Origin of the sequence: Shewanella sp. POL2 (assembly GCF_000282755.1) — a bacterium.
GTDB classification, from domain to species: Bacteria; Pseudomonadota; Gammaproteobacteria; order Enterobacterales; family Shewanellaceae; genus Shewanella; species Shewanella xiamenensis.
In genome coordinates, this window is record NZ_AKZL01000038.1 from 14,859 (window position 1) to 38,037 (window position 23,179).

Annotated in this window: 23 protein-coding genes and 1 pseudogene; 6 read left to right on the forward strand and 18 right to left on the reverse strand. The window is 46.3% G+C overall.

Annotated features, from left to right (window positions below):
- Positions 1–144: 144 nt before the first annotated feature.
- The 4 genes from ggt to SHEWPOL2_RS11885 all read right to left on the reverse strand — a co-directional run bounded on the left by ggt (position 145) and on the right by SHEWPOL2_RS11885 (position 5,746).
- The gene (gene ggt / locus SHEWPOL2_RS11870; RefSeq protein ID WP_037428480.1) at positions 145–1,857 is read right to left on the reverse strand and encodes a gamma-glutamyltransferase; all 1,713 of its coding nucleotides are present in this window, start codon (positions 1,855–1,857) and stop codon (positions 145–147) included.
- Positions 1,858–1,999: 142 nt separating this feature from the next.
- Positions 2,000–3,049, reverse strand: a complete 1,050-nt coding sequence (locus SHEWPOL2_RS11875) for an ABC transporter ATP-binding protein (protein WP_037428482.1) — start codon at positions 3,047–3,049, stop codon at positions 2,000–2,002.
- Positions 3,046–4,680, reverse strand: coding sequence for an iron ABC transporter permease (locus tag SHEWPOL2_RS11880; protein ID WP_037428484.1), 1,635 nt, complete (start codon positions 4,678–4,680; stop codon positions 3,046–3,048). Before SHEWPOL2_RS11880 ends, SHEWPOL2_RS11875 begins: the two co-directional genes overlap by 4 nt.
- Positions 4,681–4,738: 58 nt before the next feature.
- Entirely contained in the window at positions 4,739–5,746 is a 1,008-nt protein-coding gene (locus tag SHEWPOL2_RS11885; RefSeq protein WP_037428486.1) for a Fe(3+) ABC transporter substrate-binding protein, read from the reverse strand.
- Between the two features lie 215 nt (positions 5,747–5,961).
- On the opposite strand from SHEWPOL2_RS11885, the gene SHEWPOL2_RS11890 reads away from it, so the two are divergent.
- A complete protein-coding gene (locus SHEWPOL2_RS11890; protein WP_037428488.1) occupies positions 5,962–6,381 on the forward strand; it encodes a hypothetical protein in 420 nt (139 codons plus the stop codon).
- 6 nt (positions 6,382–6,387) lie between these two features.
- Here SHEWPOL2_RS11890 and SHEWPOL2_RS11895 read toward each other — a convergent pair whose 3' ends face one another.
- The 3 genes from SHEWPOL2_RS11895 to SHEWPOL2_RS11905 form a co-directional block, all read right to left on the reverse strand.
- Complete coding sequence (locus SHEWPOL2_RS11895; protein ID WP_037428490.1) at positions 6,388–6,984, reverse strand: glutathione S-transferase N-terminal domain-containing protein; 597 nt, start codon at positions 6,982–6,984, stop codon at positions 6,388–6,390.
- Positions 6,985–7,055: 71 nt separating this feature from the next.
- Positions 7,056–7,805 (reverse strand): ferredoxin--NADP reductase, encoded by a 750-nt coding sequence (locus SHEWPOL2_RS11900; protein WP_037428492.1) that lies wholly within the window; start codon positions 7,803–7,805, stop codon positions 7,056–7,058.
- Between the two features lie 109 nt (positions 7,806–7,914).
- On the reverse strand, positions 7,915–8,520 hold the full coding sequence (locus tag SHEWPOL2_RS11905) for a DUF5610 domain-containing protein (RefSeq protein ID WP_037414307.1): 606 nt from the start codon (positions 8,518–8,520) through the stop codon (positions 7,915–7,917).
- Between the two features lie 183 nt (positions 8,521–8,703).
- On the opposite strand from SHEWPOL2_RS11905, the pseudogene SHEWPOL2_RS11910 reads away from it, so the two are divergent.
- From SHEWPOL2_RS11910 to SHEWPOL2_RS11920, 3 genes and pseudogenes are all read left to right on the forward strand, one after another.
- Positions 8,704–9,298 (forward strand): annotated as a pseudogene (locus SHEWPOL2_RS11910) (phosphoglycerate mutase family protein).
- Positions 9,299–9,309: 11 nt separating this feature from the next.
- Positions 9,310–10,800: an FMN-binding glutamate synthase family protein gene (locus tag SHEWPOL2_RS11915; protein WP_037428495.1), complete on the forward strand. Its 1,491-nt coding sequence runs from the start codon at positions 9,310–9,312 to the stop codon at positions 10,798–10,800.
- A gap of 145 nt (positions 10,801–10,945) precedes the next feature.
- Positions 10,946–11,152: a hypothetical protein gene (locus SHEWPOL2_RS11920; RefSeq protein ID WP_037414301.1), complete on the forward strand. Its 207-nt coding sequence runs from the start codon at positions 10,946–10,948 to the stop codon at positions 11,150–11,152.
- Between the two features lie 23 nt (positions 11,153–11,175).
- On the opposite strand, the gene SHEWPOL2_RS11925 is transcribed toward SHEWPOL2_RS11920, so the two are convergent.
- Complete coding sequence (locus SHEWPOL2_RS11925; RefSeq protein ID WP_037414299.1) at positions 11,176–11,433, reverse strand: hypothetical protein; 258 nt, start codon at positions 11,431–11,433, stop codon at positions 11,176–11,178.
- A gap of 110 nt (positions 11,434–11,543) precedes the next feature.
- Positions 11,544–13,334: an ABC transporter ATP-binding protein/permease gene (locus SHEWPOL2_RS11930; RefSeq protein ID WP_037428496.1), complete on the reverse strand. Its 1,791-nt coding sequence runs from the start codon at positions 13,332–13,334 to the stop codon at positions 11,544–11,546.
- A 503-nt stretch (positions 13,335–13,837) separates the two neighbouring features.
- Between SHEWPOL2_RS11930 and SHEWPOL2_RS22725 the strand changes: the two genes are divergently transcribed.
- Positions 13,838–14,014 carry a hypothetical protein gene (locus tag SHEWPOL2_RS22725; protein ID WP_011624090.1) on the forward strand — a complete coding sequence of 59 codons (177 nt, stop codon included), beginning with the start codon at positions 13,838–13,840 and terminating at the stop codon, positions 14,012–14,014.
- A gap of 50 nt (positions 14,015–14,064) precedes the next feature.
- Here the strand turns inward: SHEWPOL2_RS22725 and aroG are convergent, their stop codons facing one another.
- The 5 genes from aroG to SHEWPOL2_RS11960 form a co-directional block, all read right to left on the reverse strand.
- Positions 14,065–15,123, reverse strand: a complete 1,059-nt coding sequence (gene aroG, locus SHEWPOL2_RS11940) for a 3-deoxy-7-phosphoheptulonate synthase AroG (RefSeq protein WP_037414295.1) — start codon at positions 15,121–15,123, stop codon at positions 14,065–14,067.
- A gap of 307 nt (positions 15,124–15,430) precedes the next feature.
- Positions 15,431–16,618 carry a hypothetical protein gene (locus SHEWPOL2_RS11945; protein WP_037428499.1) on the reverse strand — a complete coding sequence of 396 codons (1,188 nt, stop codon included), beginning with the start codon at positions 16,616–16,618 and terminating at the stop codon, positions 15,431–15,433.
- A 118-nt stretch (positions 16,619–16,736) separates the two neighbouring features.
- Positions 16,737–17,084, reverse strand: a complete 348-nt coding sequence (locus SHEWPOL2_RS11950; RefSeq protein WP_037428501.1) for a hypothetical protein — start codon at positions 17,082–17,084, stop codon at positions 16,737–16,739.
- A 115-nt stretch (positions 17,085–17,199) separates the two neighbouring features.
- A complete protein-coding gene (locus tag SHEWPOL2_RS11955) occupies positions 17,200–18,450 on the reverse strand; it encodes an ammonium transporter (RefSeq protein ID WP_037414289.1) in 1,251 nt (416 codons plus the stop codon).
- A gap of 10 nt (positions 18,451–18,460) precedes the next feature.
- On the reverse strand, positions 18,461–18,799 hold the full coding sequence (locus SHEWPOL2_RS11960; protein ID WP_011071066.1) for a P-II family nitrogen regulator: 339 nt from the start codon (positions 18,797–18,799) through the stop codon (positions 18,461–18,463).
- Positions 18,800–19,125: 326 nt separating this feature from the next.
- On the opposite strand from SHEWPOL2_RS11960, the gene SHEWPOL2_RS11965 reads away from it, so the two are divergent.
- Positions 19,126–19,668 carry a hydrolase gene (locus SHEWPOL2_RS11965; protein ID WP_037414286.1) on the forward strand — a complete coding sequence of 181 codons (543 nt, stop codon included), beginning with the start codon at positions 19,126–19,128 and terminating at the stop codon, positions 19,666–19,668.
- Between the two features lie 51 nt (positions 19,669–19,719).
- Here SHEWPOL2_RS11965 and SHEWPOL2_RS11970 read toward each other — a convergent pair whose 3' ends face one another.
- The 4 genes from SHEWPOL2_RS11970 to SHEWPOL2_RS11985 form a co-directional block, all read right to left on the reverse strand.
- A complete protein-coding gene (locus SHEWPOL2_RS11970; RefSeq protein ID WP_037428504.1) occupies positions 19,720–20,454 on the reverse strand; it encodes a DUF1566 domain-containing protein in 735 nt (244 codons plus the stop codon).
- Between the two features lie 97 nt (positions 20,455–20,551).
- Positions 20,552–21,361, reverse strand: a complete 810-nt coding sequence (locus tag SHEWPOL2_RS11975) for a hypothetical protein (protein ID WP_037428507.1) — start codon at positions 21,359–21,361, stop codon at positions 20,552–20,554.
- Positions 21,362–21,495: 134 nt separating this feature from the next.
- Positions 21,496–22,200 carry a LysE family transporter gene (locus SHEWPOL2_RS11980; RefSeq protein ID WP_037428509.1) on the reverse strand — a complete coding sequence of 235 codons (705 nt, stop codon included), beginning with the start codon at positions 22,198–22,200 and terminating at the stop codon, positions 21,496–21,498.
- Between the two features lie 102 nt (positions 22,201–22,302).
- On the reverse strand, positions 22,303–23,133 hold the full coding sequence (locus SHEWPOL2_RS11985) for an AraC family transcriptional regulator (protein WP_037428512.1): 831 nt from the start codon (positions 23,131–23,133) through the stop codon (positions 22,303–22,305).
- Between the last annotated feature and the right edge of the window lie 46 nt (positions 23,134–23,179).

The following is a 23,179-nucleotide window of genomic DNA, read 5'->3' on the forward strand; positions in this document are numbered from 1 at the left end:
AATGACATTAAGTAACGCACAGTTTGTCCGTCTTTGTGATGTAAAGGCCTTTTGAGGCTGAAATATAAAAATTGACGAGGCCATTACGCCTCGTCAATGTTGTCTATTCTGCATTCGCTTCAGTAGAGCAAAACGAGTGATGCGTTAATATCCTGCAGCATAACCATCCTTTCGGCTTTCGGATGCACCGCGGTAAACGCCAGTTTCAGCATTAAAGCCAATGGCTTGATAGCCACCGAAATCACCGAGAACATCGCGAAGCACATGGCCTTTCTTCATCAGCTCACGGCGAGTTTCGACGGGGAAGCCTGATTCAAGGCTCACATAGCCACCGTCATTCATTATCTCCCCCGTAGGCTCAGTCGAACCTGAGTGTAAAATTCTGGGGGCATCACCTGCTTCTTGCAAGTTCATTTTAAAATCAATCAGATTGATAATAATCTGCGCATGCATTTGCGGCTGTGTTGCACCGCCCATCACCCCAAAACTGAGCCAAGGTTTACCGTCTTTGGTCACAAAGGCGGGAATAATGGTATGGAAGGGCCGCTTACCCGGCGCATAGGTATTAAATCGACCTTCGGTGAGATCGAACATCTGCCCGCGATCTTGCAGCACAAAGCCGAGATCCGGCGGCGTCATACCTGAGCCCATGCCGCGGTAGTTACTCTGGATCAGCGACACCATGTTGCCGTCTTTATCCGCGGTAGTGAGATACACAGTATCCCCATGTTGCAGCGCAGGATTGCCCGCATCGACACTCTTAGCCGCCTTGTTTAAATCAATTAACTTGGCGCGATCGTAATTATACTGCTGCGAGATCAACTCTTTTACAGGCACCTTGTTAAAGGCCATATCGGCATAAAATTTCGCGCGATCGGCAAAGGCGAGTTTTTTGGCCTCTACAAATAAGTGCACATATTCGGGACTATTAAAGCCCATGGCGGCGACATCGAAGGGTTCCATAGTTTTTAAGATCTGTAGCGCGGCAATCCCCTGACCATTTGGCGGTAGCTCCCACACATCGTAACCACGGTAATTGACCGATACGGGTTCAATCCAGTCACTGGTATGGCTGGCTAAGTCTTCATAACTTAAATAGCCCCCTTGAGCCTTGATGTACTTATCAATACTTTTGGCAATGTCCCCCTTGTAAAAGGCATCGCGGCCGCCTTTAGCAATTTTCTCATAGGTGTTTGCCAGTGCAGGATTTTTGAAGATTTCGCCCACCGCAGGCATCTTGCCATTGGGCATATAGGTTTCTTTAAAACCGGGGAATTGAGCGAGCTTTTTACCGCTGCCCTCAAGGTAATAGGCAATCAACTCGGAGACAGGGAAACCTTCGCGGGCATAACGAATCGCTGGGGCTAAATTATCGGCCATTGGTAACTTGCCGAACTTATCGTGCAGTTCGAACCATCCATCCACCGCACCAGGAACGGATACGGGTAGCGGCCCCAAAGGAGGCAAGTAATCTAATCCGAGGGATTTTAGCTTCTCTAGCGTTAAGGATTTGGGGCTGCGACCAGAGGCATTAAGGCCATAGAGCTTTTTATCTTTAGCACTCCAGACGATGGCAAATAAATCACCACCAACACCCGAGCCAGTCGGCTCGACTAAGCCCAGCATGGCATTCGCTGCAATGGCTGCATCCACAGCGCTGCCGCCCTGTTTTAATACATCAATCGCGACCTGTGTCGCCAGCGGTTGACTGGTCGCCGCCATTCCGTGGGTGGCATACACTTCTGAGCGCGTCGCAAAGGCTTTACCCGTGATCCTATCCATGGCTAACACTCCCGATGACGACATTGCTGTCGCCACTGTGACTAAGGTACAAATTGATTTTATTGTTTTTATCATAATTCCTCCCACTCTGGAGGAATTAAGGTAACAAGGAAGGCTGAAAATATCAGCAATCTAGGTGTTTTTTACCCAAGTTAAACGTAAGCAAAAATGTCATGCTTTCTGCTGAGACACTGGCATATCGAGTTCGGCCTAGGCATTAAGACTCAAATAGCACTAGGGAATGTGGCTCAGTATTTAAGCCCACTCGCTGACCAACATTGAACTGCATAATTTGGCTACGCACTTCAACATAATGGGCGTGGGATGCCGCCTCGACTTTTACCCAATAATGGCAAAATGCGCCGAGGAAGCGCCGCTCGGTAATTGTCCCTACGCCCGCATCATCGGCACTGAGCGCCAATTGCTGTGGCCGCAAAAACACTTGGCCATTAAATGCATTAGACTTTGACAAGGGCGTGAGGCTTCGCAGCTCACCAATAGGAGTGACAACACGGTGGCCATCAACGACCTCGGCGGGTAAATAGTTGCCACTTCCCAGAAAATCAGCCACATAGCGGCTATTTGGTGCGGCATATAAGTCTTCCGCTCGGCCATGTTGTACTATCACACCTTGATTAAAAATGGCCAAGGTATCGGCAAACACAAAGGCCTCATCTTTGCTATGGGTAACAAAAACCGCACTAACATTACGCTGCTTTAGAATGCTGCGGATCTCCGCCATCATACTGTGGCGCACCTGTGCATCGATATTCGAAAAAGGCTCGTCGAGTAACAGTAATTGCGGCTCATAGGCTAATGCGCGGGCAATCGACACCCGCTGCTGCTGACCACCTGACAACTCATGGGGATAACGCTTGGCTAAGCCTTCAAGTTTTACTAGGGCGAGCATGTCATCTAACCGCGCCTTGCGCTGCGCTGGCGTTAATTTTGCCACACCAAAGAGAATATTCTCGGCGACGGTCAAATGGGGGAACAAAGCATAGTCTTGGAAAATCATCCCTATGCCCCGTTGCTCACTCGGCACAAATTGCCCTGCGCCGCTGACCGTCTTGCCATTGATTTGGATCTCACCTTGGCTAATCGCCTGCAATCCTGCCACCGCCCTCAGCAAGGTGGTTTTGCCGCAGCCACTTGGGCCGAGCAGCGCAAGGATTTCCCCTTGTGCCAGGGTTAAATCTAAGCCTTTGAGTACCTGTTGGCCCTGATAATCGCTATGAACTTGATGAAGATTGAGCGTACTGGTCATCGGCTATCTTGCTCCAAAGAACGGTTTAAATAAATCAGCGGGACTAAACCCACGAGCACAATCACAATGGCGGGCAAGGCGCCATATTCAAGCTTTTCGTCTGAGACAAACTGGAAGACATAGGTCGCAAGATTCTCAAAACCTATGGGACGCAGCAACAATGCCGCCGGTAATTCTTTCATACTTTCGATAAACACCAGCAGCGCCCCGGCAAATAATCCCTTAGTGAGCAGCGGCAGATGCACTCTTTGGAGCAAACGTCGAGGGCTTTGCCCAAGTGTTAGACTCACCATGTCTAATGAGGGCGAGATGCGTTTATAGCTAGTCTCAACACTGCCAATCGCAATGGCCACAAAGCGCACACAAAAAGCAAAAACCAGCGCAGCCGTACTGCCAGTGAGCAAGAGCCCAGGGCCTGCCATCCCCAACCAATCGGCGACGTCGTTAATCGCAAAATCGAGCAGGGTTAATGGCACCAATACACCAATGGCAAGTACCGTTCCGGGTAAAGCATAGCCAGTTGAAGCCAAGCGCGATGGCAATGCATCACTCGTCCTTGGGCTCACACGGCGAATAAACATCAATATCAATGCAATCGCGCAGCACACTAGGCTAGTAATGAGCGCGAGGCTCAAGCTATTCACGCTCAATTGCCAGAAAATCGAATCCCAGCTCTGCTCAAAATAACCGATAGCGTAGGAGAGTAAAATTCCGCTTGGCAGCACAAAGGCCAGCAGTAACAAGGTGATGCAATAACCGAGGGCAAACAGGGTTTGCATTGGTGAGAGCCGATATAAATCGCTCGCTTGAATGCGGGACTGTTTTTGGAATAACTGCTGCTTACGGCGGGCAAAACGCTCAACGCCAATCAAGCTAAACACCACCAGCAGGATAATGGCCGAGAGCTTTGCCGCGGCGGTTAAATTGCCATAGCCCAACCAAGTGTCATATACGGCTGTCGTTAAGGTTGGCACGGCAAAGTAGTTAACTGTGGCAAAATCCGCTGCGGTTTCCATCGCCACTAATGCCACACCCACGGCCAAGGCGGGCCTTGCCATTGGCAAAGATAAACGCCAAAAACTCTGCCAAGGCGAGCAGCCCATGATCCTTGATGCATGCGCCAAACTTAAGGATTGCTCCATAAACGCGGTACGCGCTAACAGATAAATATAGGGAAATAACACCAGCGATAACACACACGCTGCACCACCTAAGGTGCGAATATCAGGGAAAAAGTAATCCTGCGGTGAGCTCCAACCAAAGAGCGCGCGCAAACTCCTTTGTACTGGGCCGGCGTAATCAAATAAATCCGTATACACGTAGGCAACAATGTAGGCTGGCATGGCCAAGGGCAATAACAAAGCCCATTGCAAATACCGTCTACCGACAAATTCACAGCGCGCCATTAACCAAGCGCAGGGCAACGCTAGCAAGAGTGAGCCAGTACTCACCCACAGGATCAACCATAAGCTATTAGTGATGTATGTCGGTAATACAGTAGAAAGTAGATGACCAAAAACGGCCTCATCGGGCTGAGCCGCTTGAAGAAGTAACGCAACGAGGGGTAACACCAGTAGCACAGCTATGGCATAACCAGTAAGCGACCAGCTTCTGGCTAATCCTAAAATCATGTGGCTCCTTTAAACAAGTGCGCCAATTAATGGCGCACTTATCGATTTAACTGCCTAACTAGAGGTCAAACTGCACTTCATCTAACAATTTCACTGCTGCTTGGTGATATTCGGCCAGCTTGAAAATCGGCAACTTATCAGATTTAAACTCGCCCCAAGAGGCCACTAAGGTTGAAGGTGCAACATCGGCTTTTACTGGATATTCCATATTCACTTCGGCATAGGCTTTTTGCGCCACATCGCCAGAGAGGAATTCCATCAACTTGATAGCATTGTCTTTATTCGGCGCGTGGCGAGTAAGCACCATACCTGAAACATTGACATGGGCACCGCGGTCAGCCTGATTCGGGAAATTAATCACCACGGCTTCAGCCCAGCTCTTTTGCTCCGGATCTTGCAGCATATTGCCATAGTAGTAGCTGTTACCAATCGCGATATCACATAGGCCTTCTTTTACCGCTTGAACCTGTCCGCGATCGTTACCTTGAGGCTTGCGGGCTAAGTTAGTTTTCACGCCCTGTAGCCACGTTTTCGTGTCCGCCTCACCGTGATGAGCAATCATCGAAGCCACCAAGGCGATGTTGTAAGGATGCTTACCGCTGCGAGTACAAATCTTACCTTTGTATTTAGGATCGGCGAGTTCTTCATAACTAATCGCTTGTGGGCCTAAGCGATCTTTTGCCGTATAGAGGTTACGAACACGCATCGTCAAGGCATACCATTGCCCATCCGGATCGCGGTATTGCGCGGGAATATTGCTATTGAGCTGCGAACTTTTCACTGGAGAAGTCAGATCTTTTTCGACTAATTCGACCAAACGAGAAAAATCTGAAGTTAACACTAGATCGGCGGGCGATAAGCGACCTTCACGGGCGATACGTTCGGCAATCCCGTCTTTGGCAAACACCACATTCACGCCAATGCCTGTTTCTTCAGTAAAGCGCTTCAAGATGGGCTCAACCAAAAATGCTTGACGATAGGAATAAACCGTTAATTTTTCATCCGCATGTGCAGACTGTGCAACCGATATTAACCCAATTAAAGCGGCACAAGTTACCCATTTCATTCGCGATTTCTCCTCAAAATGATGACGTCAAACGTGAGTCGTTCTTAGATTAAAAATGATAATAGTTATCAGTTTCGCAAGAGTAATTGATCGACTTGAGGAGAGCAATAGTTAGTATAACTTTTTGTTTTTAATGAATTTAAGATATAAAAAGGCGAATTATCTCAAACCAAACTAAACTGAATCTTAATTTTTAAAAATAGTTGGGAGGTATTATGTTTAGCATGCTACTACTCTTCATTACTATTCTTGGACTAGTGATATTTATGACCTACCAAAATAGTCAAAAGCAGCACAAGTCGTTTGCCAAAACCACGAGTTTGGCAAAACGAGCAAAGCACGGAACGACGATATTGAATGCCTTCCACTGCGTGAGTATTGAAAATGAAGCAAATTGCTGCAAACAGGTCGATGCAATTAAAGGAAAACGCTTCCTGTCAAAAGAAGCGCCTGAAATTCCAATCAAAGGCTGCACCCAAAGCCAATGTCAGTGCCACTATAAACACTATGACGATAGGCGCCAAGCTGGTAACGATCGCCGAGTTGACTACGGCATGACTAAAGAGCTCTTCGGCGCATTTGGTGAACATAATCGCCGAGATAAGCCTAAAGGCCGGCGCTTAACCGACCATTGACAATATTTATTGTGGGCGAGTATCTACAAACGCAGGTAAATCACGCATTTCGCTAAACCAGATCGCAGTCGCTGGAGCAACTTTACGCCAATCGAGTTCAGGGTGTCTGAAATCCATATAATCCAACAAACAGATTAACGCTAACTGTGGTGCTTGTATGGTTGCTTGAGTAATCACGCTCTGATGCTCCATCTGCATCAACCCACGCAGCAGAGCCTGCTCAAAACGTGATGTCCAAAAAGCTGATCTCACCCCCTCATCTTCACGCATTTGCTCTTGGCGCAACTTCACCGCGCTATCAATTAATCCCTTGATCATCGAGTACTGGCACTGCAATACCCAGTTATAAGGTTGACCGCCAAACATTTCCTGTGAACCTAATTCTGCGTCCAGATAACGCATAATCACTTCGCTATCGAAAATAGGCACGCCATCATTCGTGATCAGGCAAGGAATCTGACCTAACGGATTAACATCAAGCAACTGTGCCGTATTTTCCATTGGATTAACGAGAACTTCTTCAATATCTTTAATCCCTAAATAACGGATTAAGCTACGAACACAGCGAGCATAGGGTGACGCAAGGGAGCAGAGCAACTTCATCAAAAAATCCTTCTAAACGACAACTATAAAGCAACGAATACGTTGGTAACGGATGCTAAACACTCTCATTATTACCAATATTTTTCTACGGTAATTTGCCCAGGAGCACGGCGTAAATTTTTCGAGAGCCCCTTATCAAGCAATGCCGCTTGGGCGCCGCTAATCATCCCAGGATTACCGCAAATCATCACCTGGGAATCCGCAGCACTTAAGGTTAATCCGACTTTCCGCTCGATTTCACCCGAGACTAAGCCATCGGGGATACGACATTGCAATGCGTCATCAAGCTTTTCACGGGTCACAGTTAAACACAGGATAAACTGATCTGGATATTGCATCGAATAAGCCTTTAGTTTATCGAGGTAGGCTAAATCTTTAGCTTCGCGCACACCATAGACAAGCACAATTTTCTCAAAACGCTGCCAAGGTTCGGCGGTATCCAGCATGGATAAGAATGGCCCGATGGCCGTACCTGTGGCTAAAAACCATAAATGCCGACCTTGTAATTCTCCCTTTGGGATCTCATCTAAGGTCATAAAACCCGTTGCCGTTGGAGTGATTTCTATTTCATCACCGATGGTAAGATTCTGTAATTGTGGGGATAACTGGCCATCCTCTACAGCAACAGCCAAAATCTCGGCATAGGGTTTATCGGGAGAATTAACAAGGGAATAAGCTCTAGCGATACGCTTATCATCTTGCAGTTGACTGAGTTTAATAAATTGACCGGGAATAAAGGGAGCTAACTCGACCGCTATCCGCAGTGAAAATAACTTGTCGTTCCAATCAATACGTTCAATAACGCGTCCCCTAGTCCACATAACTCGCCCTCAAGCAAAACGTTAAATAGGCTCCTAGCATAGACGGTTATTCACACAACAAAAACCCCTTATTGTAAGGGGCTTAAGAGTTAAGATATGCAGGATTAAATTAAGTGTTAGTCGCTTGAGTCTCATTTGATTTTTTATTAAAACTGTCCCTAAAGGCCTGTAATCCTTCTTGAACGAGCCCATAGGTTTTATCCACACCATCGGCAATATCGCCCTGCAACACTTTAAGACCAGATAAAATATCCCTCGCCTCTTTAAAGCCATTATCGATAGCGCCACCAATGATGGTCATAAAGCTGTCGAGCTGTTCGTCAAAACTCATATTCGAATTTTGCTGCTGATGAACACTAAAAAATTGCGTCGCGAAACTCACAATACGATCGGCAGTGGCCTCGGGGGACGTATCGACACCGTTATCATAGGCGGTTTGAATCGCGTTCTCGCCCATAGAAGGAGCTAACTCTTTGTTTATCGCTTCGATTGCTGCGCGATAAAGCAAGGTCATAGATTGATCACCCGACTTTAGGCTTACATCTTCCTGCGCCGATAGAATTGCTTGATTCATTAACTGCTTACTAGTTTGCTGCGCCGTCTGTTTAGAGGTGGCATCCACATTTTTCGTCTTATCACTATTTGCCGCGTTTTCAGCATATTTACTGTGGGTCGAAGAAGTGCTCTGTACCTGTGCAGGGTTATTGATTTCCATGATGCTAGTCCACTCAACTTGGGGAGACTTAATTATCGACCAAAATTTGAGCAACTTTAGCAATTTTATAAATTGCAGTACCATTCATACTTAATGCGATGATACAAATAGAGAATAGGTTTGTTTATTCAATACCATCCTAACCCCACTCTTGCACACGCCCATAAAATAAGGATATAAGGCATGGCAATCGCCCAGTATGTACATGGTTTTTTGCGGCATAATCGAAGAATCGGTTTCAATTCAGGAACGCTAATACAATCATTACTGATAAGTCTGCTATTCTTCGCCAGCATTGGACTTAGTCCGATCAATCAAGCTATTGCCGATAATCGATTAATCATTATCGTAAGACATGCAGAAAAAGCTGATGAGCCCGCAGGCGATCCTCCCCTTTCAGCCAGTGGCAATATACGTGCTCAGGCGCTTATCAGCGCCTTAAAACGTACCCCCATTTCACAGCTGATTGCGACTCAATATCAAAGAACTCAGCAAACCTTATTACCGATTTCAACGGAACGGCATTTACCGATTACTGTGCTCGAGGCAAAAAAACCTACTCGAAACCCATATCCAACATATTGTTGAACAAGTACATGCGGTTAAAGGTAACAGCTTAATTGCAGGGCACTCCAACACCGTGCCACTTATCATCAAGGCTCTCGGTGGACCAGACATTCCCAACATCAGTGAAGATGATTACAGCCAGTTGTTTTTACTTTCTATTAATGATGGACAAGCTGCCAGCTTGATCTCCACCCGCTACGGCAATGAATAGAGGATAACAAGATGCACGAATTGAATTGGTTTATGTGGGGACTAGATCTCTTATCTGGGCTGTTTTTAATCATTATCGGTTTTGGCGCTCTAGCCATTGTCTACATGTACTTTGCTGACAAATTGCAAACCAAACAGGCAGTACGCCATAACTATCCTGTGATTGGTCGTTTTAGATATTTATTTGAGAAACAAGGTGAATTTTTCAGACAATACTTTTTTGCCCAGGACAGGGAAGAACTCCCCTTTAACCGCGCAGAACGAAGCTGGGTATATAGAGCGGCTAAAAATGTCGATAGAACGATAGCATTTGGCTCGACCCGGCCCTTGGACACGACAGGTACGATTATGTTTATGAATACCGCCTTTCCGACCCAAGATGAGGACATTACACCCATTCATCCGCTAACTATTGGCGCCGATTGCCGCGAACCTTACACCACAAATACCATTTGCCACATCTCTGCCATGAGCTTTGGCGCTCTGTCCCGCCCCGCTATCACCGCCTTATCCCATGGTGCGGCGCAGGCAGGTTGTTGGTTAAATACAGGTGAAGGCGGTTTAAGCCCTTATCATTTAAAGGGCGGCTGTGATTTAGTCTTTCAAATCGGCACCGCCAAATATGGCGTTCGTAACGAGCACGGCCATTTAGACGATAACAAACTCAAAACAATTGCAGCGCACCCTCAAGTCAAAATGTTTGAAATCAAAATGAGTCAAGGTGCAAAACCCGGTAAAGGTGGCATCCTACCTGGCGTAAAAGTGACAGAGGAAATCGCCCATATTCGCGGTATTCCACAGGGACAAGATTCCATCAGTCCCAACGGTCATATCGAGTTTAAAAATGTTGGCGATATTCTGGATATGATTGCCAGAGTGCGCGAAGTAACGGGTAAACCCACAGGAATAAAAGCCGTACTCGGCGACATAACATGGCTTGAAGATTTTTGCGATGAAATTGAACGTCGTGGAGAAGCATCTGCTCCAGACTTTTTCACCTTAGATAGCGCCGATGGTGGAACAGGTGCCGCGCCGCAACCTTTAATGGATTGTGTTGGCCTACCGCTAAAAGAAAGTCTACCTATTTTGGTCAATATATTGATTCAACGTGGACTGCGTAAACGTATCAAAGTGATCGCCTCTGGTAAACTCATCGTCCCTTCACGGGTTGCTTGGGCACTCGCCTTAGGCGCCGACTTTATCGCCTCAGCCCGTGGGAATATGTTCGCCTTAGGCTGTATTCAAGCATTGCAATGCAACAAGGACACTTGTCCCACTGGAATTACCACACACAATAAAAAACTTCAGCAAGGACTTGATCCAAAAGATAAATCTAACCGAGTTGCCAATTATAACCATAATCTACACCACGACTTGGCGCTAATAGCCCATGCATGTGGGGTAACAGAACCAAGGCAGCTCAAACCTTCCCATGTGCGGATTGTACTTGAAAGTGGCTTGTCGGTTTCACTGGATAAATATTATTCCCATATCAATCAATAATTAATAAATTTCCAGCGCATAACATACGACTTTCATCTAAAGTTAATTCAGCAATAACTAATTTGAATGTGTATCACAAAAGGAGTAAAATCCGTGATACACGCATTGAATTAAACCATTTCATATTTATTGTTAAGGAAACACTGTGAAATCTAGCTTTGTAAGCCAAATGTCTGACAGCAAAACTGCCAGCACAAGCTGTAAGAGCTGTAATCGCTTAACAGAGATCGAAGGCGAGCTGTTGTGTTTTCGTGAAGGTCAAGTCATTCGTCTGAAACGAATTGACGACTCGACCAATAAATTCAATCTGCTGTGTGAAGGTTGGAAGGCTGGAAAACCCAAGGGGATATAATTTTATATATCCTATTATTCTGCTTAACAAACACCATGAATATCAGCGTTATATTCATTCGTTCCACGAATAATCCCAGCCAGTCCCATATCTAGATTCAGTTTGGCCAGCGTTAACCGTCTTGTTGTCACTTTCAGACCTGCATTGAGCTCAGCATGAATTCGTTGTAGCGAATCATAATCTACACCGCGCTTTTGAAGCGTTGCCATAATCGCAAACCAGTCTGTGCTGACTTTCTCTTCTCTGCCTTCAATATTGACTCTTAATGCCATATTTTCCATGCCAAGCACCTCTTATGATTATTTGCTTGGATTCGAGTATAGAGAGCCTTAGCTGAATAAAAACTGAATTGTCGCAACGCTATTAGACTTACAGCAAACGCTTTTGATAATTACACCAAGAGCTGTTGTTGTTCATTTTGTATCCGCCACAACTTAGCGTAAAGGCCGTCCTGGGCTAATAATGCTGTATGATGTCCCTGCTCAACAATTTCGCCTTTGCTTAAAACAACAATCTGATCAGCATCAACAATAGTCGATAATCGATGTGCAACCACTAAGCTGGTGTGTCCTTTGGCCACCTCGCGAAGGGCCGTTAAAATAGCCTGCTCGGAGCGACTATCGAGGGATGAAGTCGCCTCATCAAATACTAACACTGGCGATCCTTTTAAGATCGCGCGAGCAATCGCAACTCGTTGTTTCTCGCCACCTGAAAGTTTTAATCCCCGCTCACCCACTTTGGTATCCCAACCCTGTGAAAGTGAAGCAATAAAATCTTCTAAATGAGCGAGTTTAATAGCATCGCGCACTTCGTCATCACTCGCATCAGGGCGACCATAACGAATGTTCTCAACTAAAGAATCATTAAATAACACTGTATCTTGTGGCACTATCGCAATCGCTCTGCGAAGCGCATCTTGTGTTAACTGGCGAATGTCGTGTCCATCAATCAAAATACGTCCTTGCTCTACATCGTAAAAGCGGAACAATAGTTTGATTAATGTGGATTTTCCCGCACCGCTATCCCCAACCACAGCGACCTTTTTACCCGCTGCAACTTTAAAACTAACATTACGCAGTATGGGTCTGTCATCATAGTTAAAACTGACCTGCTCAAAACTGAGCTCGCCACGGGAAGGGTGAAAATCTAATGCATCAGGTTTATCTATAATACTAGGGTGTTTATCCAGCAAACTGAACATCCGCTCGATATTGGCTAAAGCGCCACGGATTTCACGGTAGACAAATCCCAAGAAGTTTAGCGGCATAAAGAGCTGCATCATAAAAGCATTGATCAGCACAAAGTCACCTATGGTCATTTCATTGTTGGTCACTTTATAAGCCGCTAACGCCATCATCGCCGTCATCGCTAAGGCAATAATCAGCGCCTGCCCGCCGTTGAGGGCAAAAAGCGATAAACGATTCTTACGCTTAGCGACTTCCCATTGTTCTAGGGCCTGATCGTATCTATCCGATTCATATTTCTCGTTATTAAAATACTTCACGGTTTCATAATTCAGCAGACTGTCGATAGCGCGGGTATTCGAGAGGGAGTCGGCCTTGGCGGCATCGCGCACATATTCGGTACGCCACTCGGTAGCAATGACCGAAAACCAAATGTAGGCCATCACGGAGGTAAAAGTGATAGCTGCAAAGGCAAGTCCATAATTAAAAAAGAAAATGCCAATGACCATGGCAATTTCTAACAGCGTCGGCACTATGTTAAACACCATAAAACGCATCAAAAAGCTCACACCACTGGTGCCACGTTCAATGTCTCGCGATAAACCGCCCGTGCGTCGCTGTAGGTGAAAATCCAAATCGAGTCGATGTAGGTGATCAAACACCGCAAGGCCTAAACGCCGAATAGCCCGCTCTGTTACTCGACCAAATAAGGTATCGCGGATTTCCCCCGTAATGGCAGTTAACAGTCGTACTGCGCCATAGGCCAATACTAAGCCGATAGGCACACTCAAGGCCTGCGCTGTTTTATTAACATCTAAAGTATCGACTATATCTTTGAGAATAAACGGCAAACCGACACTAGCAAGCTTAGCAACAATAAGGCAAGACATCGCCAATGCCACACGCCCCTTATATTCAAGCAAATAGGGCCAGAGCAATTTAATCACATGCCAATTGAGCTTATCGATGGGACCTTCAAAGTACAGTGTTGGACGCATATATCTAAACCTTTGCCTAAGTCGGTCAATTGTAACAGCATGGCGAATAATAAAGTGAATCAAAGGATAAAGTTTTAATAAAATCAATCAGATTTTTCTGACAGACAAACCACTTATCACTTGGCACAATTACCACTTATACCAGCTGCCAGTACTGAAGTAATGAGACGTCTTTAATTAGATATCCGCATAGAAGTGCCTCGATATAAAAATGTCACACTAACGACTTACCCTAGGAGAAATCACTAAGGGCTTATTAACGATAAGAAATGCCATAGTTGCAAGGTTTTATCCGAATAATGAACGCTAAAATAGGCTGCGATAACATGGATTGGAGTGTTGATTATTTTGCCGGTTTTACCCAAAATGCCCCATGGACTTAAGTTCACTAGCAGCAGGATTTGCAAACCTCTGGCCGCAGCAGCGAGCGAAGCAATATGCTCTGTACTCGTTTTGCGATAACACTAAGATAACTCAAATAAATCAAGATCGAAGGATGCTTTATGTTGGATTCAGCCAAAGTTCAATACCCGCCGTTACCACTGATCCAAACTTGGGTGTGGATGATGATCGAGTCAGGGAATCCAGAAATTCAGGACAAAGGCCGAAATAACCTGATTGCCGCTTTTGGTAGCTTAGCCAAAGCGAACGAATATTTAGCCGAAATGAGCAAAAAATAATAAAAATAAAGGCGCTGGGATAGCGCCTTTGTTTTTGATCTTTATGCGTATTAATCGCGCTGACGACGCTCAATTACACTCTGATTTAACACCGCTAACAAACGTTCCGTATCTTCCCAGCCAATACAAGCATCGGTGACACTCTGACCATAACATAAGGCTTGACCTTCGATCAGATCTTGGCGTCCCTCGACTAAGTGACTTTCAACCATCACACCGAAAATTGCCTTATTACCCGCCGCTATTTGCTCAGCAACCTCGTTCGCAACCTGCATTTGACGTTGATATTGTTTACTGCTGTTGGCGTGGCTAAAGTCGATCATGATGTTGTCGACTAGCTTAGCCTTTTTCAACTGCTCGCTGATTTGCGCCACATGGCCTGCGCTATAATTTGGCTCACGGCCGCCACGCAAAATGATATGACAATCAGGATTACCTTTGGTCGACACAATCGCCGAATGGCCAAATTTAGTTACTGATAAAAAGTGGTGCGGCGCATTCGCGGCGCCAATGGCATCAATCGCCACCTTAATCGTGCCGTCGGTACCATTTTTAAAGCCTACTGGACAAGATAACCCCGAGGCCAACTCGCGATGTACTTGTGATTCCGTAGTGCGTGCACCAATGGCGCCCCAACACATCATATCCGCCACATACTGCGGGGTAATCATATCGAGAAACTCACCCGCGGTCGGCATGCCAGAGTCATTCAAATCGACTAAAAGTTTACGCGCAGTACGCAAACCATCGTTCAGTTTGAAGCTGTTATCCATATAAGGATCGTTAATGAGGCCCTTCCAACCCACTGTGGTACGCGGTTTTTCAAAATACACACGCATCACCACTTCGAGCTGATCTTGATAACGTTCTCTTAGCGCAACCAGTCGCTGGCCATATTCCAATGCGGCTTTAGGATCATGAATAGAGCAAGGGCCAATAACGACTAACAAACGATCATCTTGACGAGCAAGAATGTTATGGATGCTTTGGCGGGCGTTAAACACAGTTGCAGCAGCGTTTTCGGAAGCAGGAAATCGTTCAAGAATCGCAATCGGTGGAAGTAACTCTTTGACTTCATTAATGCGAACGTCATCATTTTGGTAATACATAATTTACTGCTCCAACTCTCATGTTTAGGCTATTTTTATCGCTGCAATAGGGATCTCGACTGCAATACTGAATTCAATTTATCCAGTCTGAGCCGCTAATGCAACCAAGTTGTCTCCATTTCAAAAAATCAGCTATAACATCTTGTTTTAACATATTTTTAAAAAGTACAAATCCAAATATTTCAATGTGATATGCAAACTAAAGCCAAGCAAGTGTTGGGGTTGGAAGCAAGCGGTGATGAAAGCGGAAATAAAAAACCTCCTTTATCAGGTATTAAGCACAAACAAAGGAGGTTGAGTTAAGAATTTAGTGTTGCTGCATGGCCTGTAACTTGGCCTGATAACGATGCTTATCTGTGGCTTCGCGGCTCAATGCCACCGCCTTTTCCATATTCTGTTTAGCGCGTTTTTCATCACCCAGCGCCCAATAGGTGCGTGACAGACCAAAGAAAAACTCATGGCGATAATCGGCCTTATCGACCGCCCTTTGATACCAAGCGAGCGCCTCACGGTATTGATGCTCATCGTAGGCCTGCTCGCCCATATCATAGTAGTAATAAGGGTTACGAATGCGCGCTAATTCAAGCACTTTATGGATCTGTGCCCACTCATCTAAACGCCCCTGTTCACCTAAGATCACCGCTAAGTTATAGAGGGTCGTCATATCGCTAGCATCAAACTTAAGGGCGTAGCGATAAACTTGCTCTGCACGTTGCTCATCGCCCTTGTGGCGATAAATCACGGCTAAAGTGTTGAGTGCAGGGATAAAGTGTCCAGATTTTAAACCCGCTTTAATCAGCGCATAGGCGCGGTCTAAATCGCCTTCGACTAAAGATTCGGCGGCCATATTGTTGTAAAACATAGTCGTTAAGGTCTGGCGATTGATTTGCACTTTGTTGTAGCCTCGCAGGGCGCGCTCGGGCATAAAGTCGACCAAAATGGCATGGGTCGACACATAAACTGCATGCACGCTTGAAGCGGGTAGCAAGCGTAGATTGACATGGCCATTGATCAGATAAAACTCTCCCTGTTTATCCCAAACGGGTTCAATCGCAATATCCTGAAACTCAGTGCCAATCTTAAAAATATCCGCTAGCGCCGATGTCATGACCACCAACGACATACAATTTCCCGCACGCTGGGCGAAGGTTTCGCTGGCTGTTTGAGTCAGATTATCTTGATAGTGAAAGTCGCTGTGGCCACCATCTTGGTTAGCATTGATATAACTGGCTAACCATTCGTGCACCGCGACGGGATTTTTCGTCGAGAAGCTATAGCGATCGTAGGCACGCCGGACATCGGCTATCACAGAGGGCGGAAGACTAAAAATATCCTCGACGCGAGGAATATTATTAACCGGTGTAAACAACGAATCGGCAAACAGGGCATCTATCTCATTATCACTAGGTTTGGGAGCTGTCGAGCTGCAACCCAATAATAGTAAAAGTAATAATGAGTAGAATATACCGCTAGAGATGGTGCGCAGTTGTATCATGATACGTCCCCCAGACCATAAGGCTCCTATTTGAGCTTATTACACTTGGCCAAAAAGACGTCATTAAATGGTTACAAAAAATAACGACCTGTCGCATAGGATTGCGGCAGTTTGAGAGTTAACGCTGCGCCGGAGGGTCAACCTTGATATACACATCCTGCTGCTGATAACGGTAAGGACGATAGTTATCTTGGCCACAGCGAAAGTAACGGTATGGCTGCATCTGCACGATACACCCAAGGGGCAAGGCTTGCAGAATTTGAATTTGCTCCTGTCTTCTCAAAGACTCCTGCCATTCATTATCTTTCAGCACTTGGTCGCGAACAGCAAAAGCATCGAAAGGCTTATCCGAGCGAGTCACCACAACTTGCCCCGCAAAAGTGGGCAAGGCTAAGAGAGCACTCAGAATACCCCCAAACAAACAGGTGCGTCTGAGTTGTCCAGTGGAATCAAAGATTAAGCGCATCATTCGCTCCTTGTGGTATCAGCATGACAGTCGAAGACCCATAAAAAAAGCAGAGCACTTGGCTCTGCTTTACTATCCTCTTATCCCTTAGAGGCATCAAGTGTATCAGCGCGAGTTAGCCCGCACTTTTTACAGTTACAAACTCTGGGTAAGCATCGATACCACAGTCAGATGCATCCATACCGTTATATTCTTCTTCCTCAGAAACACGGATACCCATGGTCATCTTCAGTACAAACCACACCGCAAACGACGCGCTAAATACCCATGCGAAGATAATCGCTGCACCCGTTAATTGCGCCGTGATAGTAGCGTCGGCATTTGATAACGGCACACACATTAAACCGAGGAAACCCGCTACGCCGTGTACAGAGATTGCGCCGACTGGGTCATCAATCTTAATTCTGTCCAAACCCACGATAGAGAACACCACTAAGCCACCGGCAACAAGGCCAATCACACCCGCCATCAGCAGTGAAGGCGACAGCGGATCGGCGGTAATTGCCACTAAGCCCGCCAGAATACCGTTGAGGATCATGGTCAAATCAGCTTTACCCCAAATCATTTTGCACACAACGAGGGCAGAAATAGCACCAAAAGCGGCCGCAGTGTTGGTGTTCACAAAGACTTTAGCGACAGAGCTAGCGTTAGCCGCATCTGAAACCATCAACTGTGAGCCACCGTTGAAACCAAACCAGCCCATCCATAGAATAAACATCCCTAAGGTCGCCATTGGCAGGTTAGAGCCTGGGATTGGGTTGACTTGGCCGTTAGGGCCATATTTGCCCTTACGAGCACCGAGCAGTAACACCCCAGCGATAGCCGCCGCAGCACCTGTCATGTGCACAATCCCGCTACCCGCAAAGTCCACAAAGCCTAAGCTAGAGATAAAGCCTTTACCCCAAGTCCAGTAGCCTTCTACAGGGTAGATAATGCCTGTCATCACCACGGAGAAGAACAGGAAAGCCCATAACTTCATCCGTTCAGCGACGGCGCCAGAGACAATCGACATCGCCGTTGCCACAAACACCACTTGGAAGAAGAAGTCTGATTCTAAGGCATGGTTTGCATCGCTAGCTTGTGAGCCAATCAGCGTACCGAGTGAAGGCAACCAGCCACCTTCAGCATTGTCGACATACATAATGTTGTAGCCAACCAATAGATACATCACACAGGCAATCGCATATAACACCACGTTTTTAGTTAAAATTTCGGTGGTATTTTTAGAGCGTACCAAGCCAGCTTCGAGCATGGCAAAACCCGCTGCCATCCACATAACTAAGGCGCCAGAAATCAAAAAATAAAAGGTGTCGAGTGCAAAGCGCAGTTCAGAGACTGTCACGCCTAATTTTGTTAGTTCTTCCATCTTCCGCCCCCTATAGCGCTTCAGTGTCGAGTTCACCCGTACGAATACGGATGGCATGTTCTAAGTCGATAACGAAAATCTTGCCGTCACCAATTTTTCCCGTATGAGCCGCAGTGGTAATCGCCTCAATCAGCATGTCGAGATTTTCTGCTTTAGTGGCAATTTCTAGTTTGACTTTTGGCAAAAAATCCACCTGATACTCAGCGCCACGGTACAACTCTGTGTGCCCCTTTTGACGGCCAAAACCTTTAACCTCGGTCACCGTCATCCCCTCAATACCAATTCCGGCGATAGCTTCACGGACATCATCCAATTTAAATGGCTTGATGATAGCGCTGACTAGTTTCATCCTGACCTCCAAAAAAACGCGATTGTTATTAACTTGTAGCCAAGATAATTCAATCATTAGGCCATAATTTTAATTAATTGATTTAAAAGAAATAATAAAGAATACACTTGAATTAACCGATTAAAAATGCACCAGACTTGTGCAAGCGTCGAGGCAGCGCACTCTTTTAGTGAGCAATTTAAGTGCACGGCATATTCGACTTTTGCCCTATTGGTGAGGCTGCTCAATTAGGGTTTACTAACAGTGTAAAAAACACACAATTCACAAAATAAGCAGAGCAAACGCTAAACGATGCCTTTATTCCACCCGCGCAGAAGGAATACCCGATGTTAAAACCCGAAGAATGTGTACTCGTTATCGTCGATGTGCAGGGAAAGCTCGCTCAGATCATGGATAACTCAGCCAAGCTTCATCAGCAGTTGAGTACACTCATCCAAGGCGCGCAGCTGTTTGAAATTCCTATCCTTTGGCTCGAACAATTACCCGCCAAACTAGGCTCGACCACTGAAGAGTTAAAAACCTTACTCGAAAAAACCGGCTCACCCATTGCCAAGCAACACTTTAGTGGTTGGTATTGTGATGAATTTGCTAATGCGTTAACCCAAACTCGGCGGAAACAGGTGTTGCTCGCAGGGATAGAAACCCATGTTTGCGTATACCAGACTTGCCGTGATCTGCTCGATCAGCACTACTCAGTGCATGTCGTCGCCGATGCAGTTTCTTCCCGCAGCGTTGACAATAAACAACTGGGCATTCAAATGATGACCGCCAAGGGAGCCACGCTGACCAATGTGGAGTCACTATTATTTGAACTGCAACACGAAGCCCAAGGCGATAGATTTAAGGCGCTGATAAAGTTGATTAAATAAGGTTGATTAAATAAGACGAGAAGAGAGCTTGTTCAAGCTCTCTTTAGCGGGTCAAAACGCGGCGACACAAACAGCAAATTTGGCACTATTGGCATAACTGCGAAAACTATAACCGCTGGGGGCGACCGAGATAATGCCGACCTCGAATTCGGTCTCATACACTGTGCGAGACCAAGAAGGGATTGTCGAGCTCCACTGCGCACGTTGATAGGCTGCGCGACTCTCGCCATCCCCATAGAGGGTATTTAACTCCTGCTCCGTTGGCCTGCGCCAATTGTCTTTACCAGCAAACTCGATTGAGGCCAATTTTTGGCACCAGCGGTCAAACTGACCGTTAACACCAACCTTGGCCTCATTGCCCTTGGCCGCTTCGGTGCCGGGTAAGATAACGCCCTTACCGTCCTGACGAAACTGCACATATTCTCCTCGGCTTGGGCCAAACACAAATTCCTCCTGTACATTAAATGTCATCGCATAGGAATCGCCACTGTTGTCGGCATCATCTTGTTTTAAGTAACCCAAGGCGTTCATCACAGCGATAGAAGGCGAACTGCTAAACCATTTAGTTTGGCGATCACTTTTATCGTAAAGTGCTTTGATTTTTAAGCAGTTGGTTGATGCCAGAGTGCGGTCGTTATTGTCTAGGCCGCCATCAAAGCTAGTATCGATTGGCGTACCTTCGACATGGCCGCACAGTGGAATTTGCTCTTTTTGGCGACATTCAGTTAGTAAAAACAACAGCACTATGGCAGTGCCGAAAACGGCGATTTTGGCGGGATTAATCATCACAACAAACCTAAATCCTGTGTTGATAAAAGACAGCTACAGGCAACCTCGATGGCATTCGCATCAGGGAATTGCCTTAAGCGAATGACCAATTAAGCTATAACGCCTTAATCACAGGCTCCTGCACTAGCAATTGATCGTTTTTGTAAACATAAAGTCTACCCACTGGACTCTCTTCGGCGCTGAGCACTATCACATCGCAAACATAGCGATAGGGACCACTTTTAAACTGGAAGGAATGATTACCGCCAGTACCCTCGCGCACCAATTGACCCTTTTTGAGGACTAAATCAGGTTTCTCGCTCAGGGATTTACCCTTTGCCCAAGCGGCATAACGATATTGGTTATTATCGATGGCATCGACACGTATGGTAAATCGCGCGGTTTCCCACGCGAGTACTGGGCTAGCAAATTCGTGCACACTCTCGTGTAGCATCAATTTTTGCTGCGCGATTAGCTCGTCTCTTAATTTGGCTTCCTCTGGGCTTTGATAATTAATGCTCGAGATTTTGCCATCAAAGTCCAACCAAACACTGCCGTGATCGAGCATAATGCCGCGCCAGCCCATAGTCTCCCAGTTGTTCTCTGTGGTCGAATTGGCAATTTGACTCAGCAACTTGCTATCAAAGACTTGCTGGAATCTCGTCAGCATTTGCTGTGGATTTTGTATATCGGGGAGCGGATATTCCCGCTTGAGAGGATAAGCAATCTGCTTGGCAATCGCCTGACGATCACCCGCCTTGGCCGCATCAATCAAGGCTTGCACCTGCGGCACATATTCCGCTTCTAGTGCAGCCAAAGCCTGTGGCGCAAGGCTTAGACTCCCCAGCAGCAAGCCTGCAAAAAGCCCTAAGCGCGAAAGTCGAAGAATAGCTGAATATGTTCGAGAAGACAGAGCATGAGGCATGGCTTATTCCTTTAAAGTCAAAAACATCCAAATTAAGACTTGGCAAGGATAGCATAGCTAAGATGGGATAAACATAAACAATCCCATCCAAGACTATGTGTTAAAAGCCGAATCACAGCCTCGCTCAGTTCTCATTAAGCCAACAGCAAACTAGACACTATCGCCACTGCGACCGACATAAAGATCACCCCAATCACCCCATCGATGATAGGCGTCAGTCGTTGCAGCTTTTGCTGCACCTTGGCCTTAGAGAGCATCAGCGCCAAAAAGCCAAACCACAGCAGTGACAACACAAATAACAACAGCGCGGCGGCGACTTTAGTCACGGGCGTCACGCTGGGAGTGATCAGTGCGGAGAATAAGGTTATGAAAAACACTAAGGCTTTAGGATTCAATAAATTGGTATAAAGCCCTCTCATAAAACCCTGTTTAGCTGACAAAGCGTCGACCGCGCCCGCCATTGACATATCAGCGCTGTTTTCCGATGTCGTTGTGAATCCAGAAGGATCGGCGCCCTCACCGTTCAATACGGTTTTGGGTTTACTGAAAAAAGCCACCGCGGCCTTTAGTGCGCCAAATCCCATCCACGCCAAATACGAAGCGCCCAGCAATTGCACTAAGAGATACAAGGTATGGGAGCTTTTAATCACTAAACTAACGCCGGTTAAACTCAAAATGGTATGGGCTAAAATCGCCGCCGATATCCCGACCGCCGTGGCGATTGCGGTGTTTCGCGGCTGTGAGGTGGCAATCTTCACCATAATGGCAAAATCCGGCCCGGGGCTCACTAAGGCAACACAATGAATAACAGCTAAAGTGACTAACAGGGATACATCCATCAATACGGCTCCGCAAAACAAGAAAAACAGAAAGTCCAGTATGACTAAATCGCCAGAGCTTGCATTGTAATAAATTGCACGCCGCTAATTTACCGAGACAAATTAAAGCATGCGCCGCTGGAATTGGGCGGGAGAGAGTAAAAAAGCCTGCTTAAACGCCTTATTTAGATGACTCTGATCGAAAAAGCCTAACTGCTGTGCCACATCTACCACCAGTGCGCCATCGGTTAAGGACTTTTTCGCTAACTCTAATCGCACCCGCTTAACGTAGGCATGGGGCGTCATCCCCGTTGCCTGTTTAAACTGCCTTAAAAATTGAAACTTACTCAGGTTGACCTCATTGGCTAGACCTTCAAGCTGAGTGTTTTGCCAAGGTTCATCGTGGATTTTCTGTTTGATTCGATTTAACTGCTGCCATGATAGCCCCCTATCCTGCTCAAGTTTAAGCACTCCTGCCGGATGGCGCGTTAATAACAGCTGCATAAAATTCAGCAGATGGGACTCGGCCGCAAGCTCAGAACATTGGCCTTGGATAAGCAAATCATGCAACTGGATAAAGTACTGATATAACGCGGGGTCATCCACCATAGGTGCATTAAAGAAATGGGCCTTCAGCCCTAACTCTAGGCTGATACCATTCATATATTCCACGGGGATCGACATCACCTTAACCCGATAACCTTCGGCGTCGCGGCTTTGTCCATCGTGGGTTTCATCGGGATTGAGGGTCGATAGCCCATGTCGTCCTAGCTGATAATGGCAGCCCTTATTGATAAATTGCTGTGCCCCTTGAGTCACCACGCCTAAGTGATAATCCAGATGCACGTGTTTATCAAAACTGAAATGGGTAAATTCCGCCTGACTCAGTTCAATGCCCGAGAGACTGGGATGGCGCCAGTAATTGATATTTTCAACGGGAGTCACACGGCTCATAGGACAAGCTTCATCTCACAGGGCAAACACAACTTTAGATACTACT

What these genes read in the sequence shown, in the direction of transcription:
- SHEWPOL2_RS11985 (WP_037428512.1), bottom strand. Translation starts at nt 23,133, where the DNA reads ATGAGCCGTGTGACTCCCGTTGAAAATATCAATTACTGGCGCCATCCC.
- SHEWPOL2_RS11875 (WP_037428482.1), bottom strand. Translation starts at nt 3,049, where the DNA reads ATGACCAGTACGCTCAATCTTCATCAAGTTCATAGCGATTATCAGGGC.
- SHEWPOL2_RS11900 (WP_037428492.1), bottom strand. Translation starts at nt 7,805, where the DNA reads ATGTGGACTAGGGGACGCGTTATTGAACGTATTGATTGGAACGACAAG.
- SHEWPOL2_RS11905 (WP_037414307.1), bottom strand. Translation starts at nt 8,520, where the DNA reads ATGGAAATCAATAACCCTGCACAGGTACAGAGCACTTCTTCGACCCAC.
- SHEWPOL2_RS11950 (WP_037428501.1), bottom strand. Translation starts at nt 17,084, where the DNA reads ATGCGCTTAATCTTTGATTCCACTGGACAACTCAGACGCACCTGTTTG.
- SHEWPOL2_RS11965 (WP_037414286.1), top strand. Translation starts at nt 19,126, where the DNA reads ATGTTAAAACCCGAAGAATGTGTACTCGTTATCGTCGATGTGCAGGGA.
- aroG (WP_037414295.1), bottom strand. Translation starts at nt 15,123, where the DNA reads ATGTATTACCAAAATGATGACGTTCGCATTAATGAAGTCAAAGAGTTA.
- SHEWPOL2_RS11975 (WP_037428507.1), bottom strand. Translation starts at nt 21,361, where the DNA reads ATGCCTCATGCTCTGTCTTCTCGAACATATTCAGCTATTCTTCGACTT.
- SHEWPOL2_RS11895 (WP_037428490.1), bottom strand. Translation starts at nt 6,984, where the DNA reads ATGAAGTTGCTCTGCTCCCTTGCGTCACCCTATGCTCGCTGTGTTCGT.
- SHEWPOL2_RS11885 (WP_037428486.1), bottom strand. Translation starts at nt 5,746, where the DNA reads ATGAAATGGGTAACTTGTGCCGCTTTAATTGGGTTAATATCGGTTGCA.
- SHEWPOL2_RS11925 (WP_037414299.1), bottom strand. Translation starts at nt 11,433, where the DNA reads ATGGAAAATATGGCATTAAGAGTCAATATTGAAGGCAGAGAAGAGAAA.
- SHEWPOL2_RS11960 (WP_011071066.1), bottom strand. Translation starts at nt 18,799, where the DNA reads ATGAAACTAGTCAGCGCTATCATCAAGCCATTTAAATTGGATGATGTC.
- ggt (WP_037428480.1), bottom strand. Translation starts at nt 1,857, where the DNA reads ATGATAAAAACAATAAAATCAATTTGTACCTTAGTCACAGTGGCGACA.
- SHEWPOL2_RS11915 (WP_037428495.1), top strand. Translation starts at nt 9,310, where the DNA reads ATGCACGAATTGAATTGGTTTATGTGGGGACTAGATCTCTTATCTGGG.
- SHEWPOL2_RS11945 (WP_037428499.1), bottom strand. Translation starts at nt 16,618, where the DNA reads ATGATACAACTGCGCACCATCTCTAGCGGTATATTCTACTCATTATTA.
- SHEWPOL2_RS11930 (WP_037428496.1), bottom strand. Translation starts at nt 13,334, where the DNA reads ATGCGTCCAACACTGTACTTTGAAGGTCCCATCGATAAGCTCAATTGG.
- SHEWPOL2_RS11890 (WP_037428488.1), top strand. Translation starts at nt 5,962, where the DNA reads ATGTTTAGCATGCTACTACTCTTCATTACTATTCTTGGACTAGTGATA.
- SHEWPOL2_RS11980 (WP_037428509.1), bottom strand. Translation starts at nt 22,200, where the DNA reads ATGGATGTATCCCTGTTAGTCACTTTAGCTGTTATTCATTGTGTTGCC.
- SHEWPOL2_RS11955 (WP_037414289.1), bottom strand. Translation starts at nt 18,450, where the DNA reads ATGGAAGAACTAACAAAATTAGGCGTGACAGTCTCTGAACTGCGCTTT.
- SHEWPOL2_RS11880 (WP_037428484.1), bottom strand. Translation starts at nt 4,680, where the DNA reads ATGATTTTAGGATTAGCCAGAAGCTGGTCGCTTACTGGTTATGCCATA.
- SHEWPOL2_RS11970 (WP_037428504.1), bottom strand. Translation starts at nt 20,454, where the DNA reads ATGATTAATCCCGCCAAAATCGCCGTTTTCGGCACTGCCATAGTGCTG.
- SHEWPOL2_RS22725 (WP_011624090.1), top strand. Translation starts at nt 13,838, where the DNA reads ATGTTGGATTCAGCCAAAGTTCAATACCCGCCGTTACCACTGATCCAA.